Origin of the sequence: Niallia sp. FSL W8-0954 (genome assembly GCF_038005605.1) — a bacterium.
Taxonomy (GTDB): domain Bacteria; phylum Bacillota; class Bacilli; order Bacillales; family Cytobacillaceae; genus Niallia; species Niallia circulans_A.
This window is the reverse complement of the sequence record NZ_JBBOTN010000001.1, coordinates 3,425,021-3,443,883: the sequence shown is the minus strand read 5'-3', so window position 1 is coordinate 3,443,883 and position 18,863 is coordinate 3,425,021. Positions and strand designations below refer to the sequence as shown.

19 protein-coding genes are annotated in these 18,863 nt (G+C 35.5%); 16 read left to right on the top strand and 3 right to left on the bottom strand.

Annotated elements, in window-relative coordinates; genetic code table 11:
* Nucleotides 1–2 precede the first annotated feature (2 nt).
* From NX902_RS17110 to NX902_RS17100, 3 genes are read right to left on the bottom strand one after another with little or no spacing between them, the layout of a single operon-like run.
* Nucleotides 3–2,051, bottom strand: a complete 2,049-nt coding sequence (locus tag NX902_RS17110) for a hypothetical protein (protein WP_341160865.1) — start codon at nucleotides 2,049–2,051, stop codon at nucleotides 3–5.
* Nucleotides 2,052–2,065: 14 nt separating this feature from the next.
* The gene (locus NX902_RS17105; RefSeq protein ID WP_095331555.1) at nucleotides 2,066–2,647 is read right to left on the bottom strand and encodes a type II secretion system protein; all 582 of its coding nucleotides are present in this window, start codon (nucleotides 2,645–2,647) and stop codon (nucleotides 2,066–2,068) included.
* On the bottom strand, nucleotides 2,631–3,125 hold the full coding sequence (locus NX902_RS17100; RefSeq protein ID WP_095331557.1) for a type IV pilus modification PilV family protein: 495 nt from the start codon (nucleotides 3,123–3,125) through the stop codon (nucleotides 2,631–2,633). The genes NX902_RS17105 and NX902_RS17100 overlap by 17 nt, the downstream gene beginning before the upstream one ends.
* Nucleotides 3,126–3,281: 156 nt before the next feature.
* Between NX902_RS17100 and NX902_RS17095 the strand changes: the two genes are divergently transcribed.
* From NX902_RS17095 to NX902_RS17020, 16 genes are all read left to right on the top strand, one after another.
* Complete coding sequence (locus NX902_RS17095; RefSeq protein WP_163185460.1) at nucleotides 3,282–4,490, top strand: hypothetical protein; 1,209 nt, start codon at nucleotides 3,282–3,284, stop codon at nucleotides 4,488–4,490.
* A 17-nt stretch (nucleotides 4,491–4,507) separates the two neighbouring features.
* On the top strand, nucleotides 4,508–5,242 hold the full coding sequence (locus tag NX902_RS17090; RefSeq protein ID WP_163185463.1) for a PRC-barrel domain-containing protein: 735 nt from the start codon (nucleotides 4,508–4,510) through the stop codon (nucleotides 5,240–5,242).
* Between the two features lie 19 nt (nucleotides 5,243–5,261).
* Entirely contained in the window at nucleotides 5,262–6,614 is a 1,353-nt protein-coding gene (locus tag NX902_RS17085; RefSeq protein ID WP_163185465.1) for a VanW family protein, read from the top strand.
* Between the two features lie 27 nt (nucleotides 6,615–6,641).
* Complete coding sequence (locus NX902_RS17080; RefSeq protein WP_163185468.1) at nucleotides 6,642–8,306, top strand: ATPase, T2SS/T4P/T4SS family; 1,665 nt, start codon at nucleotides 6,642–6,644, stop codon at nucleotides 8,304–8,306.
* A gap of 11 nt (nucleotides 8,307–8,317) precedes the next feature.
* The gene (locus NX902_RS17075) at nucleotides 8,318–9,358 is read left to right on the top strand and encodes a type IV pilus twitching motility protein PilT (protein ID WP_095331567.1); all 1,041 of its coding nucleotides are present in this window, start codon (nucleotides 8,318–8,320) and stop codon (nucleotides 9,356–9,358) included.
* 2 nt (nucleotides 9,359–9,360) lie between these two features.
* Entirely contained in the window at nucleotides 9,361–10,569 is a 1,209-nt protein-coding gene (locus NX902_RS17070; protein WP_163185471.1) for a type II secretion system F family protein, read from the top strand.
* 104 nt (nucleotides 10,570–10,673) lie between these two features.
* The gene (locus tag NX902_RS17065) at nucleotides 10,674–11,096 is read left to right on the top strand and encodes a prepilin-type N-terminal cleavage/methylation domain-containing protein (protein ID WP_095331571.1); all 423 of its coding nucleotides are present in this window, start codon (nucleotides 10,674–10,676) and stop codon (nucleotides 11,094–11,096) included.
* A 13-nt stretch (nucleotides 11,097–11,109) separates the two neighbouring features.
* Nucleotides 11,110–11,856, top strand: coding sequence for a prepilin peptidase (locus NX902_RS17060; RefSeq protein ID WP_095331573.1), 747 nt, complete (start codon nucleotides 11,110–11,112; stop codon nucleotides 11,854–11,856).
* Between the two features lie 67 nt (nucleotides 11,857–11,923).
* The gene (pilM, locus tag NX902_RS17055; protein ID WP_095331575.1) at nucleotides 11,924–12,916 is read left to right on the top strand and encodes a type IV pilus biogenesis protein PilM; all 993 of its coding nucleotides are present in this window, start codon (nucleotides 11,924–11,926) and stop codon (nucleotides 12,914–12,916) included.
* A gap of 2 nt (nucleotides 12,917–12,918) precedes the next feature.
* A complete protein-coding gene (locus NX902_RS17050; RefSeq protein ID WP_095331577.1) occupies nucleotides 12,919–13,569 on the top strand; it encodes a fimbrial assembly protein in 651 nt (216 codons plus the stop codon).
* Entirely contained in the window at nucleotides 13,566–14,330 is a 765-nt protein-coding gene (locus tag NX902_RS17045; RefSeq protein WP_163185473.1) for a pilus assembly protein PilO, read from the top strand. Before NX902_RS17050 ends, NX902_RS17045 begins: the two co-directional genes overlap by 4 nt.
* A 30-nt stretch (nucleotides 14,331–14,360) precedes the next feature.
* Nucleotides 14,361–14,816, top strand: coding sequence for a prepilin-type N-terminal cleavage/methylation domain-containing protein (locus NX902_RS17040; RefSeq protein ID WP_095331581.1), 456 nt, complete (start codon nucleotides 14,361–14,363; stop codon nucleotides 14,814–14,816).
* Nucleotides 14,817–14,917: 101 nt separating this feature from the next.
* Nucleotides 14,918–16,018, top strand: a complete 1,101-nt coding sequence (locus tag NX902_RS17035) for an SPOR domain-containing protein (protein WP_095331583.1) — start codon at nucleotides 14,918–14,920, stop codon at nucleotides 16,016–16,018.
* Nucleotides 16,019–16,327: 309 nt separating this feature from the next.
* Nucleotides 16,328–16,906 carry a Maf family protein gene (locus NX902_RS17030; protein ID WP_095331585.1) on the top strand — a complete coding sequence of 193 codons (579 nt, stop codon included), beginning with the start codon at nucleotides 16,328–16,330 and terminating at the stop codon, nucleotides 16,904–16,906.
* Between the two features lie 60 nt (nucleotides 16,907–16,966).
* On the top strand, nucleotides 16,967–17,650 hold the full coding sequence (gene radC / locus NX902_RS17025; protein ID WP_095331587.1) for a RadC family protein: 684 nt from the start codon (nucleotides 16,967–16,969) through the stop codon (nucleotides 17,648–17,650).
* Nucleotides 17,651–17,818: 168 nt separating this feature from the next.
* Nucleotides 17,819–18,841, top strand: coding sequence for a rod shape-determining protein (locus NX902_RS17020; protein WP_047943598.1), 1,023 nt, complete (start codon nucleotides 17,819–17,821; stop codon nucleotides 18,839–18,841).
* The last annotated feature ends 22 nt before the right edge of the window (nucleotides 18,842–18,863 follow it).

Below are 18,863 nucleotides of genomic sequence, written 5' to 3'. Positions count from 1 at the left end.
AATTATTCAATCACAAAGTCATCCGGTATCATTTGTAGTCGATCCACTATAGGAAGTGCATCTATTCCTCTTAATAAAACATCTTGGTCATAATCAACGATAAATCGAGAAAGCATTCCTTCCCTTGAATTTGGGATATCAGAAATGGAAGAGAACTCTCTGTTGGCGCGAATTGCATTTATTTCGAGAGAATCTCTTGCAAAAACGCCACCTTTAATATAGAACAGGGAACCAACACCATATAATTCTGCGTTTTTTTCCGTGTAAAAGAAAGCTTTTAAAGGTTGGATGATTGTCTCCTCCTCTGGAAGATAAGGAAAACCAGTTTCTTTCATTGGATGAAAATGATTAAATTCATTCATCCTTGTAATCGTCAGTTTTTCCTTGGCTAATAAAATCAGTTGTCCCACTTGATTGGCACCTGTTCTGTTATCAATATATGGCAAGCCAAGAATATTAATGTTGGAAACGAAGCTTTCATTTAATGTGTAAACAACAGAGTTAATTTTGACTATATCATTTTCTCCAGACTCTTCTCCTTTTTCATCTCCGTTTATAGTAAATGAATCTAGACTGATCATATTGCTATTTAAAGAAATGGTTGTATTTAAAGGACGGATATGGATAGACTTCCCTGTAAGAATATCTCCGTTGATTCTGATACCGTTATGAGGATTACTTTTATTGTCAGCAGCAGACTCGATATTTAAATCACCTGCAACAAATAGATTTCCTTGTAAATCCATTTCACCATCAAAATTGATTAGATGTAAATCACCCGAAACATAAATATTATCCGCTAACTTTAATTGGTTGTTGCTTACTAAATATAAATCACCGTTAACAACCAAATCTTTGTCGAACGTAATAGGATAATTGCTGCTGTTAATAACGGTATCTCCATTGATGCTTACTTTGTTCTTGAAATCTAATGGATGATTGTCACTCTTAATCTGAAAACTATTGGAGAGTCGTTTGAGAGAATCTCCTAATACAGAAGAAGGTGCTTCTTGTTCTGGGACATTTTCAATCAAGGCAGCACTGTTTGGTTGATCGTTCACCATACTAGCCACTTTGTGCTGAAGAAGACTTGGAAAATTAGCTGTTTCACTTATATCTCCAATAGCTATACTATTCAAATTATCATCTGTTCTTAACATAGTATCCATTCGTTGGATAAAAGTACGGTTGTAATCAATATTAATAAATTGACTATCATGATTTAAAGAAGGTACTTCTCCTTTATAGAAATTCTTGTCTTTCAGCACTGGTAATAAGTTTGCAGAACTACTATAAATATTACCGGTAATAGAAGGGGGAAGAGATGATTTTTCTTGTCTACTTCCATTTTTTAGCTGGTATTTCGCATGATCATTAATTTGAAGCTGATTTGCATAAATATTGCCATTAACATTAGGTGATCCGTTAATAAATAGTCCTTCATCATCCTGTTCAGAATAAGATCCTAGCGCATACTTCAAAAAGCTAGGAAGGGGAGATAAAATTACTCGCTTCTTTAAAGTTCTCGTGATAGCTCCTTCTGTTTCGTTAGGGTTATTGGTTACAAGAATAATTTCTAGCACTCTGGTGAAATCCAATCCTCGATCAATCGAATAAGTGCTATCCGAATCGTAAGTATTTTTAGAGCACGCTTTATGAGAGGGAATCTCTACTTTAGTAGCAGCGCTTAAATCCACTACACTAAGACAACTAATCGCTTCATTATACGGTTGATTTGCTAAAATTTTATTTAATGTTGGCATAATAACATTGGATGCAAGCTGTGTATCAAAAGAATCACTCACGATATATTGGTTATCGATCTGCTTATAATCTAACGGTAAGGATTGTAAGGCATTAGCCATTTCGTACGTTATTTCTTCGAGTACTTTTTTGCTCTCGTACGTAATACTGATATCTGACTCTCTCGTCTCTACCCTTTTTGTACTGCTTATACTAGATGCTACAATTGCAAGACCTATTGTGGTGAAAACTAATGAAATTAATAATACGGTAATTAGGGCGTTCCCTTTTTGATTCCAATTGAACATAAATGGTATTCTCCTTAAAAGCCAAATTGACTTTCTAAAGTTAAAGGTCGATTTAATCGTGCTTGATCAATGACAAAAGTGATATAGATTAACCCATGAAGGCAACGATTTTTATCTTCTTGGGCCGTTTTACTACAGGACAACCTTATTTTAGAACCAGTAAAATCCCCGCTCCCCTCTAGAATTTGATTATTGATCGAAACAGCAGTAATCGTTTCGCTTTTAAGCTGCTGATCAACAAATTCAATACTTCTTACTTTTGCATTCTCTGGTGTTATTTTTTCTTTCTCATAAGTATAAAAAGAAGAATTCTCTTTAGTATTCTTTTCAAATACAGTCTTTTCTGTATCATAGAAGCTGATTTTCGAATCACCTTCTATCGTCACATAGTCATAAGGGATACTGTTAAAGGAGTTCATCATCATAGAAATGGCATAATCTGCATCGTCGCGGATTTGTCCTTCTATCTGAATTTTATTATATAAAGATAACCCAGACTGAAAGACACCATAGATGACCGGCAATACGATCGCAAGAATAGTGATTGTTGCCAATAGTTCATATAGTGTTATCCCTTTTTCATCGAAGATCCTCACTTTTGATGGCTCCCTCCATGGAAGTATTGTACTCTTTTTTGTTTACATTCCATGTAACAGTTACCGTTAAAGGAATGAAAAAATTGCTGTAATTTTTATCTAAAACAGGCTTAATGGTTACATGATAATCAATATTATTAATTTTAATAGGTGTACAGGAAGCTTGATTATCTTTGTTCCAGATTACTTTATACTCATTATTGCAGATGAACAGCTCACCTGTTGCTTCCTTATTATGGTCTATTCTATTTTTTATGCTGATAAAGGAGTCTTCTTGGGTAGTTTGTTCCATGTATGTCAAAGCATTTCTAGCAACATTTATACCAGCAGTTTTTTTTTGATTAAGATTTGTATAGGAATAAGCCTGAGTAAAAAAGTTCATTATACCTAAAATGATTATACTAAGGATAGTAAGAGACAATAAGACCTCTATTAACGTCAATCCTTTGGAACTAGATATCAGCTTTGAAATTTTCATATTTTTTCCCTGCTTTCAAAAATACTAATCTTATTATACAATACTAAATAGCTATTATAGGATGGAAAATGCCAAAAAAATAATACAAAAGTTTTAGATAATTTACAAAAAATGTCGTATGATTAGAGAAATGATTCGAAAAGAGGAGGTGTTTGAATGAGTGTATATATTTTGGCGCTTTTGTCCTTGATTTTTGTTGTGCCTATTCTGTATATCTTGCCTTTAGGACTTTCGAATCAAGGGAAGTTTACTATTATCGGATTAGCGTTTTGTATTTCTGCTATCGGATTACTTTCAAGGGAGCTCTTTTCTTTCTGGCAAAGTATTTTAATCATGCTGTTGTTCCTTATTAGTGCAAGCTATCTTTTGTTGAAAAATTGGTCAACAGTACTTTTTGTCATGCCAGAAGAAGTAGAAGAATCTGTTATAGAGAAGAGACAAGAACCACGAGAAATAAAGCCTATAAAAACTACCCAGAGTGACGTAAAACAAGAAGGGGATATCATTACCTATGTCCCAGAGGTAAACCGAGAAGGTATTTTAACAAATGAAGAGGATATCATTCAGGAGGAAACAGTCGAGAGCATAGACATAAACCTTGATGTGATGGAACAGTTAGAAGTTGTTGAACTGGATGAAGAATTTTCACTTTCCATAGAGGAAGAAGTTATCGATAAAGAAATAGATAAAGAACCAGCGGAGACAAACTATCTAGCTGAAATTGAAAAAATGCTGGAAGAAAACGATCTTTCCACTGCAAATGAAGCAAATGAGGAAATTGCCGAAGAGGATCAAATAGAGGAAATCTCTTTTTCTATTAACGAGTACGCTGAAGTTGCAGTGTCAGTGGAAAAGATGGAACAGGAACAGATCTGGAATAATATAGAAGACAATGATTTAACGGAAGAGGAAAAAACAATCCTATCAGAAGAAATGACTGCTATAAGTGAACATATAGAGGAATCGCAAGAGTTTTCTGCGATTGAAATGTTGGGTGAACAAGCAGAAGTATCCCAGAATCAAAGCCAAGAAAATCAAATCGGATCAGATGACGACAAACACGAAAATGTGGTAAGTGGATTAGCTCATAAGATAATTAACAATACTTTAACACAATTAGTAATGTTGAAGAATTCCATGGATATGGAAGAATTTGAGACTGTATTAACTCTGTGTTTGAAGAAGCCTATTCCTTTAAATGAATATTTTGCTTATTCTGCTTTGTTAATCGATGCATATGTTCAAAATAACGAAAAGGATAAATTAGAAAGTTTAATATATTCACTTAGGGAAAAATTTATGGAACAACCGATTGTATTGGAACAAATCAAATTTATGGAAGAAAAGTATCTGAAGAATAGATAGTATAGGGGAGATAGATTATGAAAATTAGCACACAGTTTAAAGGTTTACCGATTATCAGCATTTCTAACGGACAACAAGAAGGAAATGTGCAGTCTTTAATCATCAATCCAGAAAAAGGTTTTGTGGATTTTTTAACATTAGAGCAAGAAGAATGGCAAGAGAGTATTCAAGCAATCCCTTTTAAAAAGGTGATTGGTGTAGGAGAATATGCTGTAACGATCGAAAGTGCAAACTCTATCATTGATTTAACACAGATTCCTATTGCTAGTGAGCTGGCAAGCAAAAAAATCGCGATTATTGATACAAATGTTATTACGAGAAAAGGAGATCTTGTAGGTAAAGTGACAGAGTATCAAATGAATGAAGAGACAGGTGAAATCATTGGACTTGTTTTGGAGGAACAAGAATCAGTCATTTCATCCGAAGCTGTTATCACCTATGGAAAAGATATCATTATTGTGAAAGAAGAAGTAGCTACACCTAATTTTGTTCAAGAAGAAGCTGTATCTTCAAATGACCACTTAATTCAAGCGTTAGAAGAAGTGGAGCGAGAAAATGAAGCTGGTCTTAATGGGTTAAAAGAAAAACAAAGAGAATTATTGCTAAATAAACAAGTAACAAAAGATATTTATGCAGCAGATGGTGAATTGATTGTTGCAAAGGGTTCGATATTAGCACTAGAGGATATTGAGAAAGCGCAAAACGCGGGACCGAGTGTAGTAATTGATTTATCCATGAGTGTGTATGCATAACAAAAGGAGTCATTACTTCATGAAAAACGTTCAAGCTGTAAAGCTATTTATAGCTATAGCCATTACAACTGCATTTATTTTTAGTTTTTCGCATTTTGGTGTAAAGGCATATGAAAGGATTTTTTCGACCAAGCAAGGGTATGAAGAGGGCACAACTGTGGGTGGAATAGATATCTCTGGAATGTCTTTAGAAGAAGCTTTAAAAGCATTGAAGGATTCTCAAGAAGAATGGATTCAGGCAGTCTCCATTAAATTAAATTATAAAGAAAAAACAATTGACTTTGCTACTGATTTATTTACATTCCAATTCCAAGAAAGCTTAGAAAAGATCCATCAGGGCACAGACAATGCATTGATTGTATCGTTAAATCAAGATGATTTAATCGGATTACTTTATTCAATATCTCCCTATCTCGTAGAAGAAGATGTTTTTTACGTCAATAAATGGAGTGATTCTTTAATAGCGATAGCTTCCCAGTTAGACAAAGGAAATCACGAACTTGCGCTCCAAGATTATTTAGTCAGCCAAAAGGAAGAAGAAGTAATCTTAGTAGATACTACATTAGACGTTCAGGAAAACAAAAAAAATGTTGCAAAATGGGTAAAGCAATTTCCAATTATTGAAGTGGGGCAAGAAGCGACGGTCTCGTTGCTAGATATAATGGGAAAACAGACAGATTCCTATTCAGATACCACCTTAAGTATGGTTGCGACAGCTCTTCATCAGCTAGTCTTAGCAACTAATTTTACTATTACTGAGCGGTTTATAAGTAATCAATTGCCTAACTATGCTCCATTAGGATATGAAGCGAAAATCAATCAATCTAAAAAAATGGATTACCGGTTTTATAATCCTAATGCTGCTGCTTATCAGCTTCAATTCAAAATGTCTGGCAATAAATTATATGCTTCGGTAGTCGGGGTTCCGTTTTTATTTAAATATGATGTTGTACTCTCCAATCAGGAAGCATTTAAGCCAAAAACGGTCATCCAATTTGATTCTTTATTAGAGTTTAATGAATATAGAACAATCACAGAAGGAACAGATGGACTTTTAATTAAAGTCTATCGTTTAGCCAAAAATGAAGATGGAGTCGAAGTGAAAAAAGATTTAATGAGTGAAGACTTTTATCCTCCAATCAATAAAGTAGTTGCTTCTGGATTAATAAAAGAACAGGAAACAGTGATTGATACAGATAATGTCGAAGATTTAACCGATTTAAATGATCCTTCAGATTCTGGAGAAAACATCAAAGAGGAAGAGAAGGATAGTAACAATCAAACGACAGAGAATCCTTCACAGACAGAATCAAACAATCAGGATTTGAAAGAGAATAAGGAAGAGACTCCACAAGCAGAAATAGAAAAATAATAAGTATAGAAATCAGGAGCTAAAGCAATGAAACAAATACGAAAGCGTTTAGGAGATTTGTTGGTGGAGGCTGGCTTGTTGACAGAAGATCAATTGCAGCAAGCACTTAAAGATAAGCATCCAGATCAAAGGCTTGGAGATAGTCTGCTTCAAAAGGGTTATATTACAGAACAACAATTGATCGAGGTATTAGAATTTCAATTAGGTATTCCTCATGTTAGTTTGTATCGCTATCCCTTTGATCCTAAGCTATTTACGATCGTTTCAAAGGAAACAGCGAAAAGACAGTTAATTATTCCGCTAAAAAAAGAAGGCGAAAAGTTATATGTGGCAATGGCTGATCCAATGGATTTTTATACCATAGATGATTTGCGCTTATCTACTGGTTTTCAAATCGAGACAGCTATTGCGACAAAAGATGATATTTTGCGTGCAATCAATAAATATTATGATATGGACGAAGGGTTTGAAGAGTTGCTATCTGATAATGGCGCAGTTGGCGAAGATGTGAGCGACAGCATGGTTGAACAACAAGATACGCCGATTGTCCGCTTAGTCAATCAGATATTATCGAATGCTGCGACCCTAAAGGCAAGTGATATTCATGTGGACCCTCAAGAAACAAAAGTGGTAATCCGTTATCGGATTGATGGCGTATTGCGTATAGAAAGAATTTTGCCAAAACATATGCAAAGTGTATTGATAGCACGGTTGAAGATTATGGCAAACTTGGATATTACAGAGCACCGCATCCCGCAAGATGGAAGAATGAAGTTCAATTTGGACTTTCATCCCATTGATCTCCGTGTATCTACACTTCCAACTATTTTTGGAGAAAAGGTAGTTATGCGAATTTTGGATCTTGGAAGTACACTAAATGATTTAGATAAACTAGGTTTTAATAAAGTGAATTTAGCTAGATTTACAAAACTTATTGAGAAACCAACAGGGATTATACTTATTACAGGTCCTACAGGATCTGGTAAATCCTCCACACTCTATGCAGCGCTAAACCGTTTAAACAGTGAAGAAGTCAATATTATTACAGTAGAGGATCCGGTTGAGTATCAATTAGAAGGAATTAACCAAATTCAAGTAAATACGAATGTAGGGATGACATTTGCAAAAGGGTTACGGGCAATATTACGTCAGGATCCTAATGTAATCATGGTCGGTGAGATACGAGATAAAGAAACAGCAGAGATAGCCGTGCGTGCTTCTTTAACTGGTCACCTTGTTTTAAGCACCTTGCATACAAATGATTCACTAGGCTCTGTTACAAGACTGTTAGACATGGGGGTAGAACCATTTTTAGTGGCTTCATCTGTAACAGGAATTGTAGCACAGAGGCTTGTTCGTAAAGTATGCAGAGACTGTGGACAAGTTCATAGTGCAACAGTCAGAGAAAAAGAAATCTTCGCAAAACGGGGTCTAACAATCGAAAAAGTTGTTAGAGGAAAAGGTTGTGCTTCTTGTAATATGACAGGTTATAAAGGAAGAGTAGCTATTCATGAAGTGCTAGTTATCAATGAGGAAATGAGAAAAGTCATTATGAATGGCGAATCTTTTTCTAGATTACGAGATCTTGCAATGAAAGCAAAAACCATCTTCCTAATTGATGATGGATTATTAAAGGTGAAGCAAGGAATTACTACTACAGAAGAAGTATTAAGAGTAGCTATCCCTGATTAGGAGGGACATTATTGAACCATAGTATTGATTACTTATTGAGAGTAGGCTTTGAATTAAAAGCATCAGATATTCATCTTACAGTTGGTGTTCCTCCTGTTATGAGAATAAATGGAGATTTAAAGCGGTATGGCAAAAATAATCTAGAACCAAATGATACAGAAATAATGGCAAGAACAATGGTTCCAGAGAAGTTATGGGAAGTCTTCCAAGATCGTGGTGAACTTGATTTCTCATACAGTTTAAAAGGAGTGTCTAGATTTAGGGTTAATGTGTATAAGCAAAGAGCATGCATTGCTTTAGCTATTCGAGTTGTACCAACATCGATCCCTAGTCTAGATGATTTAAAGCTTCCTGCTATTATAAAGAAAATTGCTGAAAGGCCTCAGGGGCTTATTTTAATTACAGGACCGACAGGCAGTGGCAAATCAACGACATTAGCGGCGATGATTGCCTATATGAACGAAACTATGCGCAAGCATATTATCACGTTAGAGGATCCGATTGAGTATTTGCATAAGCATGGCAAGTGTATTATTGACCAACGAGAAGTTGGGTTTGATACCAATAATTTTGCCAATGGCTTACGAGCATCTTTGCGCCAAGATCCAGATGTGATTCTTGTTGGAGAAATGCGTGATTTAGAAACAATTCAAACAGCCATTACAGCAGCGGAAACGGGGCATTTGGTACTGGGAACACTCCATACATCGAGTGCTCCAGCAACCATTAACCGAATTATTGACGTTTTTCCACCCACGCAGCAGGATCAAATTCGAATCCAGTTGGCTTCTGTTTTAGTAAGCATTGTAGCTCAACGCCTATTCCCAACCCCAGATAAATCGGGAAGGGTTTCAGCAACAGAGATTCTTGTGAACAATTCAGCTGTAGCCAATTTGATTCGTAATGAAAAAATTCATCAGATATTAAATATTATGCAAACCTCAAAAGCAGCTGGAATGCATACATTGGAAAGCAATGTAAAAGAATTAGTTCACGCTGGTGCTGTATTAAGAGAAGCTGCACTTCCTTATCTACAAGAAAAGGAGCAATAAATATGGCTCGCTATAAATATACGGGAAGAGATCGAAAAGGAACAAAAAAAGGGATAGTAACAGCTTCATCCAAAAGAGAAGCGATCGTGCAGTTAAAAGAAAAAGGGATTAAGATAACAGAAATAATAAATGAAGTTCCTGAAACTCTTTTAACAAAGGAAATTACATTTGGCAGTCCTGTAAAGCTCCAAGACTTTGTCATTTATTTGCGCCAGTTCGCTACCCTGATAAAAGCAGGTATATCAGTAGTGGATGCAACTGCGATACTTGCTGAGCAGACAGAAAGTAAGGCATTGCGGAAGGCTTTATTAGTGGTAGAACAAGATTTAAAAGATGGGAATCCTTTATCCACGGCAGCAGCGAAACATAGAAAGGTTTTCTCCAGTATGTTTGTAAATATGATTCGCGCAGGAGAAGCTACGGGGAGTATGGATGAGACTTTAGAAAGATTAGCCAATCATTTTGAAAAACAGCATTACACAAAACAAAAAATTATTTCAGCCTTAACATATCCGATTGCGATTGCCGTTATTGCTTTTATAGTTGTTATATTTTTATTGGTGAGTGTTGTACCAACGTTTGTGGATATGTTTGCTGATTTTGATAGTGAGTTACCTGCCATTACACAATTTGTTCTATCGGCAAGCAGCTTTATGCAAAAATTTTGGTGGCTAGTATCTTTGTTGCTGATCGCATTTATTATTGCCATCATGGTTATACGAAATAATAAAGCATCGAAGTATTATCTCGATTATTTTCTATTAAGAGTGCCGATTTTTGGAAAAATTCTGCAGAAAGCAGCGATTGCGAGAATGACCCGCACACTTAGTTCGCTATTTTCAAGCTCTGTTCCCATCTTACAGGCCATTTCGATTGTCGAAAGAGTTATTGAAAATGAAGTAATGGCAAAAGTCCTTGTTCAATCAAGAGGTGCGCTTGAACAAGGTCAGTCATTAACTGTGCCAATGAAAGCCCATTGGGTGTTTCCGCCACTTGTGACGCAGATGATAGCAATAGGGGAAGAAACAGGATCATTAGATGACATGCTTGCAAAGGTAGCTGACTTCTATGAAAAAGAAGTCGATACAGCAACAGATCGACTAAAGTCCTTGATTGAGCCTATTATGATTGTTTTTCTTGCAAGCATTGTTGGGACAATTGTGTCATCTATCCTAATACCAATGTTTGAGATTTTTAATCATGTCCAATAATTTCTAGAGGATTCTAGTAAAAAAAAGATATAATTAAAATTAACAATCTAGTATAATAGTAATAGATTTAAAACAAAAAATACCAATTTTAAGGAGAAAGATATATGCGTCAATTAATTAAGCAACGTATCAAAAATGAAAAAGGATTAACACTTATCGAGTTATTAGCGGTTATTGTTATTTTGGGAATTATTGCAGCGATTGCGATTCCTAGTATTTCAGGAATTATTCAAAATTCAAAAGAAGATGCAGTTAGAGCAGATGCAATTACTATTTTAAATGCTGCCAAGAATTATGCTGCTGCGAATGATGTTTCAAAAATTGATGGAGGTAAAATCACTGAAGATCAAATTGATAGTTCTTATGTAAATAACTTGGAAATCACCTCATTTTCTGTGGATGTAACAGACAATGAATTTAAATTAACTGCTGGTCCTGTTAAGGCAGGAAAAAAAACTATTGAATTTAAAGGTGCTTCCATAAAAAATATTAATGATAAAAATGCTACTACAGTTGTAGTGAAGTAAATAGTAAAATAACATGATCTACCTACTAATCTTCCTATACGGCATAACCCTTGGCTCTTTCTACAACGTAGTAGGCTTAAGGGTGCCATTAAATGAATCGATTGTTAGGCCGAGATCTCATTGTTCAAGCTGTGGACGCACGTTATCAGCGATAGAACTTGTACCAGTTTTAAGCTATGTATTATTAAGGGGGAAATCAAAATGCTGTAAAGCATCGATTTCCCCCTTCTATCCTATATTTGAGCTTTTGACAGGTATTCTCTTTGTCGTTAGTCCGCTTCTGCTTGGCTGGAGTTCTGAGCTGTTTGTTTCCTGGACACTTATTTCCTTATTTATCATTATTACTGTTTCTGATTTAAAATACATGATTATCCCAGATAAAGTGCTGTTGTTTTTTTCGATTGTTTTTATGATCGAACGATTCTTTATTCCTTTGCATCCCTGGTGGAGTTCCTTGCTGGGGGCAGCGGTTGGTTTTACGCTTCTTCTAGTTATTGCGATTGTATCAAAAGGAGGAATGGGGGGAGGAGATATAAAGCTTTTTGCGGTAATTGGCTTTGTTTTAGGGACTAAGCTAGTCCTTGTCTCCCTTTTTCTTTCGACCTTTCTAGGGACAATTGGCGGTATTATCGGAATGGCTATTGGTAAATCAAAAAAGAAACAACCAATTCCTTTCGGTCCGTACATAGCCTTAGGAACTCTTATAACCTATTATTTTGGTAATCAGATTATCCAATGGTATCTAAGTATTTTTCTTTAAAAGGCTGATACCTTTTTTGGGGAGTAATTTTTCTTCCTCCATCTAGTAACAATAAGGAGTTTTCAATATGGCATTAAATTTTAATTTTGGAAAAAATAAAGTAGTTAACTTAACCATAAAAGATCATGTAATACGATTTGTGGAAATGAAGAATTCCCAAGATGCTGTAGTGCAAAATTTTGGAGAACGCTATTTGCCGCCTGGATTAATTCATGATGGAGTGATTCAAGATGTCGAGAATTTTTTATGGATTTTAGAAGAATGTGTGGATGAATGGAAACTATCAAAAAAACAAGTTCGTTTTCTAGTTCCTGACTCCTCCATTGTCATTCGAAAGCTCCCTATTCCGGAAGATGTAAGCGAAGATGAAATTAAAGGGTACTTGTATATGGAACTTGGAACATCGATTCATTTGCCATTCGAGGATCCTGTATTTGATTATTATCTATTGAAAGCAAAAGAAAAAAATAAGCAGCAAATTATTTTATTTGCTTCACCAGAAGAAAGTGTCGCCCAGTATGCGGATTTATTAGAAGAGGCGAAATTATCGCCACAATCTGCTGATATATCTGCATTAGCACTATATCGCTATTTCTATCGCTCTGAAAAAGTCGAAGACAATGACATTATCATGTTAGTTGAAATCGATATTAAAACAGTGAACGCAAGTATTTTTGAAGAACATTATCCTTTATTGATGAGACATTTATTACAAGAGATGGAGGAAGACCACTGGACCGTTACGACAGATGAGTTACTACAGCAAGAAAAGCTGACATTTACTGGCGATCATACTGAAGTTTGGAATGGTCTTGAAGATGTTTATAATGAATTAGAAAAAGTGATGAGCTTCTATCGCTATACTTTAAATAAGGGTGACAAACTAGTAACAAAATTAGTAGTAACAGGTGATCATCCGTGGCTTTCTGCCATTATTGAAAATATGGTGAATCGTTTTGAAATTCCTGTTTTTGAATTAAAAGTGAACCAATCAGTTTCTAATAAGCCTATACCATCGAGTTTCCTTTTAAACATTGGTTTAGGATTAAAAGAGGTGTAAAAATGTTAGTAGAAATTAACCTCCTTCCTAAAAAAGAACCAAAGAGAAAGTCGCAATTGCTTTGGATTATCCTAGCTTTCTTGATTACTTTTTTATTAATAGGCTTATTTATCTGGCAGTATATGACTAAAAAAGCTGAATTAACGGCAACAGAAAACTCGTTAAAAATGACGACTAATCTGGTTGATACTTACAATCAGAAGTTAGAGAGGTACAAAAGTTCACAGTCTGTCCAAAGCCTTGAATCAGCAATCAGTTGGGCGAATAATCAATCAATGGATTATGTTCTTTTTCTGCAGGAATTAACAAAGAACTTGCCGGAAAGAGGTTTTATTCAGGAACTAAAGGTATCTGATGACCATAAGACAAACATGATTGTCCAGTTTGATACAAAAAGTGATGCTGCCTATTATTTAAATTCTTTGCTTGAAATTAGCTGGATAGACGAGGCGCTTTTGACGGAAGGAAAATCAACCGATGCACTTGAAAATAAAATTAGCGAACAAGTAAATCAAGCCATTGATATTTTAAAACAATCAGAAGTGGAACCTCGCTATTTTGCAAGCTACGAATTTGTCCTAAATAAAGCAAAGCTGCGAGATGAAATGGAAAAGCAAAAAGACAAAAATGAAAAAGGGGAGGATTCCCCATGAAATTAAGCGATCATAAGCCAATGATATGGTTTGCATTTAGCATTATTTTCCTCGCATTAGGAGCGATATATAGTTATTATTTCTATTTAATGCCTTTAAATAATGAACTAGCTATGAAAAAAACGGAGCTGCAAATGACAGAGCAGCAAGCGGATATTTTGGAATCCAAACTAAAATCGACTGGTTCAGAAACAAGTACGAATACTATCGAGTTGCAGAAAAAGGTACCGGTTAAACGCTTATTAGAACAGGCGCTTCTTGAAATAGAAAAAGCAGAAATTATTTCTGATTCGAATATACTAGAAATAAGTGTGAATGGATCTGACGTTGATGAAAATGTTACAGATGGAGAAGTTTCTACAGCAGATGAAGCAATCGATGATGCCAACAAGCAAGAAAATAGGGAAACAGATGAAAAGAAAAATACAGAAGAAATCATCCTCCCAAGTGGTATCCATCAAACAACAATCAATATGATAGGAGAGGCAGCTACTTATTTTGAACTAGAAAAATTCTTAGAAAAAATCCAATCCTCTCAGCGTATTATGACCTTTGATTCTTTAAATATTACTGGACCTAAAGAAATCATCGCCGTTGAAGAAAGTGATCAACAAATAGATTTTGAATTAACAGTGTCTGTATATTATTATCCGACATTAACTGATTTAATGGAGGATCTTCCGCAATTGGATCCACCAAAGGTATCTGAACGAAAGAATCCTTTTGATACTGGAACATTAGAAAATAGTAAAGATCAATAGAGGAACTGAAAAAAGAAGGTGGGTCTAGCGATGCTAAAAACTAGACTAAATAATAAGGGATTAACCTTGATGGAATTGCTTGCTGTGATTGTCATACTTGGAATAATAGCTGCAATAGCGATTCCCTCTGTCTTAAAAGTAATAGGAGATATGCGCGATCGAGCTTTTATTGCAAACGCATGGAATATGAAGGAAGCTACTGATTTTTATATTAAGGAAGCGACAACTAGTGGAGCAGATGCAAAGGAAAGAATCACTTACTTTGAACTTGTTGAAAGTGGGTATATGGGCACGTTTCATGATCCAGATACAGATCGAGAGTTAGTTCCATCAGATAAAAGCTATGTAACCATTCAAAATAACATAGCGATTGCTGTTTGTTTAAAAGGGGAAAATCGGAAGCTTTGTACAGAAGAAGAGGGAGTAGACCAAGCTATACAATATAACGATCTTTCTCCAAGTCAGATTGTGTCTAACAACAACTGAATTTGACGAAATCATTCTATAACAAGACGACAAAAGTCTTGTTATTTTTTTTTGCTTGTATGATAGGATTAACGAAATAAATGGAAATGGGGGTAGGACGAGTGAATGAAAAACCGGAGAATCGCAAAACGATAACGATTAAGATCAACGGAAATGACCGTCCATTCCAAAATAAGGACAATGACGACATGGTGGAGCGGAGTGAACCTTCTGTTTTTTATAAGGATCAAAATAGCGAAGGAAAAGAACAGGATATTTTTAAAGAAGAGTCTGCGGCTGGACAAGAAGCTGAATTTGAGGAAAGCTTTGATTGGATTTTGCCCGCATCAGAGGAAATTCCAGCAAAAAATAAAGAAAAAAGTATATTTAGCTTTCAATCGTCTGTAAATAAAAAGGACAAGCAACCATTCACAAAAGGCAAAAAAGAGAAAGAGGGAAAGAAAAAGCGGTTGCCAAAGGAAGTAATTGCTTCTATTTTCTTTGCTGTATTTTTTGCTGTCATCTTAGGCACTAGCTTTGGATTTATTTTATTAAACATGGTAAGCAATGATCAAAGCAACACTACAAATGGAAAAATAGCAGCTTTGGCCAATGATTCTTCCGATAAACCTAAAAGTGGACAAGCTGTATCGACAACAGAAAGTGCTACCAAACCGGATATTACTACATATGTCCTTCAAAAGGGAGTTTTCTCTAATGTAGAGCGTGCGAAAAGCGAGCAGCAGAAGCTAACAGATGCAGGGAAGAAGAGTCAAATTCTTCCGATAGATAAGCAGCAGTTTCTTCTTGTTGGTGTTGTGAGTAATTTGGAGAATGCGAAAGCATGGCAGAAACAAGTAAAAGATACTTACGCAAAAGAGATGGTGTTTAGTGGCAATGAAGTGAAAAATGTCTCGAAAGAAGAGAAGGAGATTATTGAAGGATCGTCCGCTATCTATTCTGCCATTCTGCAAATGGTAACAAGTGTTCAATTTGATCAATCTATTGCAACGGAGGATAAAAATAAGCTAGAGAAGGCACTCTCTCTAGTCGACGAGAAAAAAACAGCCAAGTTTACTAATGAAAAAGTAAAAAAAATGGCAGCCTATCTTTTAGAAGGTGGTGAGCTTACCATAAAATTAAAGGAAAAGAGCAGCGAGAACGAAATAGCGGAAGTTCACCAGAAATTGCTAGACTATTTAGCTGTATATGTCTCATTATAATGGATTAGGGGAGCGCACTGTTTATTAAACGGTGGCTCCTTTTCTTTTTTGCAAAGGAAGTTGATGGGGGAATGGTACCCCATCTATACAGCTTCGAACGATTGACTAGAGTATAGATTATCTGCCGCAATACAACTAAATAGGCAAAAATATCTTTTGTATTAATTGTATAAATATTTCTACAAATTTCGTCATATTACATTTTATTTACTATTATATAAAATTTTTCGTTTCAAAATTGTATATCGGCGAATTCTTTGATAGGATTAATCTGTATCTCACAATTTGAAATAGTAGGTAGGTGTAATCATGTTAAAGCAAACCCTCATATTGGCCTCTTCTTCTCCTCGACGAAAAGAGCTCCTTGAAGAACTCCAAATACCATTTGTAATATCCAGTAGTAATGTAGATGAAAGTTTCGATCCTTCTCTTTCTCCTAATGAAATTGTCATGGAATTAGCGAGACGAAAAGTTGAAGCAATTTATGCTGATGAACAGTATCCATATATACTAGGTGCTGATACGATAGTATATCTTAATGGTGCGATATTAGGCAAGCCTGCTTCGCATGGGGAAGCGTTTCGTATGTTAAGAGAACTTTCTGGCAAAACGCATTCTGTCTACACTGGTGTCGCCATTATGGCAAATGGAATATGTTCCACATTTTATGAAAAAACAGACGTGTTATTTTGGGAATTAACAGATGAAGAAATACACGATTATTTAGACACCGGGGAACCATTTGATAAAGCAGGTGCGTATGGAATTCAAGGAGTAGGCAGAACGCTCGTGAAAGAAATTAAAGGAGATTATTTCACCGTAGTCGGTCTTCCGATTTCTCGAACGGTACGCGAGTTGAAAGCGAAAGGCTTCAATATGCCTAAATAATTCAAAGGTCCCTTATTCTTTTCTTCCCAAAATCAAATGATAGGGAGGAACTAAGAAAGAATGGATTCACTATTAATAAGAGATTTTCCAAATGATGAACGACCAAGAGAACGTTTTATGAAACAGGGACCAAAAAGTTTAGCAAATCATGAACTGCTTGCTATCTTGATTCAAACAGGTTCCAAAAATGAATCTGTATTAACATTAGCGAACAAACTTTTAGTCCATTTTGATGGACTTCGCTTATTGAAGGATGCAAGTCTTGATGAGTTAAAAGAAATGAAAGGAATTGGAACGGCAAAAGCGATTCAATTGATGGCAGCAATTGAATTAGGGAGACGTGTTTCCAATTTAGAATTTACCGATCGATATTGTATTCGATCACCAGAGGATGCTGCCAAATATATGATGAATGAAATGAGATTTCTAACTCAGGAGCATTTCGTCTGTCTATATTTAAACACTAAGAATCAAGTCATGCATAAGCAAGTCATTTTTATTGGTAGTTTAAATGCTAGTATCGTCCACCCTAGAGAAGTATATAAAGAAGCATTTAGAAGATCTGCAGCTTCTATCATTTGTCTTCACAATCATCCATCAGGCGATCCATCCCCAAGCAGAGAGGATATTGAAGTGACAAAAAGATTAGTGGAATGTGGAAAAATAATTGGTATTGATCTGCTAGATCATATCATAATTGGGGAAAATAAATTTATCAGCTTAAAAGAAAAAGGGTATGTATGATACTGTTCTTTTTTGTAGATATAAGCTATAATATAATTTATGATTTTTTGGCTATTTATGTCTAAACATGACAAAATATAGATAAGTAACATTTAAAGGAAATTACAAAGAGGAGAACATCTACCTACTTTATAATATTGCATTAGTTTCAGAAAGGGAGATACATTTATGTTAGGTTTTGGAACAAGAGATCTTGGAATTGATTTAGGAACAGCAAATACGCTAGTTTATGTAAAAGGTAAAGGAATTGTACTAAGAGAACCGTCAGTTGTTGCACTACAAACCGATACAAAGAGCATTGTAGCGGTTGGTAACGATGCAAAGAATATGATTGGTAGAACACCAGGAAATGTTGTTGCACTACGTCCTATGAAGGATGGTGTAATTGCAGATTATGAAACAACAGCAACGATGATGAAATATTACATTAAACAAGCAACAAAGAATAAGGGCTATTTTTCTGGCAAACCGTATGTAATGGTTTGTGTACCATCAGGCATTACAGCTGTAGAAGAAAGAGCTGTAATTGATGCAACACGTCAAGCTGGTGCAAGAGATGCCTATACGATTGAAGAGCCTTTTGCTGCTGCTATTGGTGCTAATCTTCCAGTGTGGGAGCCAACTGGTAGTATGGTTGTTGATATCGGTGGTGGTACAACAGAGGTAGCTATTATTTCCCTTGGTGGTATTGTTACTAGTCAATCCATTCGCATTGCTGGTGATGAAATGGATGACGCAATCGTTAACTATATTCGTAAAACGTATAATTTGATGATTGGGGAAAGAACTTCTGAAAGCATTAAAGTGGAAATTGGCAGTGCTGGAAACCCAGATCAAATTGAAAACATGGATATTCGCGGAAGAGACTTATTAACAGGTCTTCCAAAAACAATTAAAATTACTGCAGATGAAATTTCGAAAGCGTTAAAAGATACAGTTGCTGCAATTGTTGATGCAGTCAAAGTAACGTTAGAAAAAACGCCTCCAGAATTAGCTGCAGATATTATGGATCGTGGTATAGTTCTAACAGGTGGTGGAGCATTGCTTCGTAATCTTGATAAAGTTATCAGTGAAGAAACAAAAATGCCTGTTGTGATAGCAGAAGATCCATTGGATTGTGTAGCTATCGGAACTGGTAAAGCTTTAGACCATATTCATTTATTCAAAAATAAAGCAAAAGATTCACGATAATTTTAGTAGAGGTGTAGAAGCA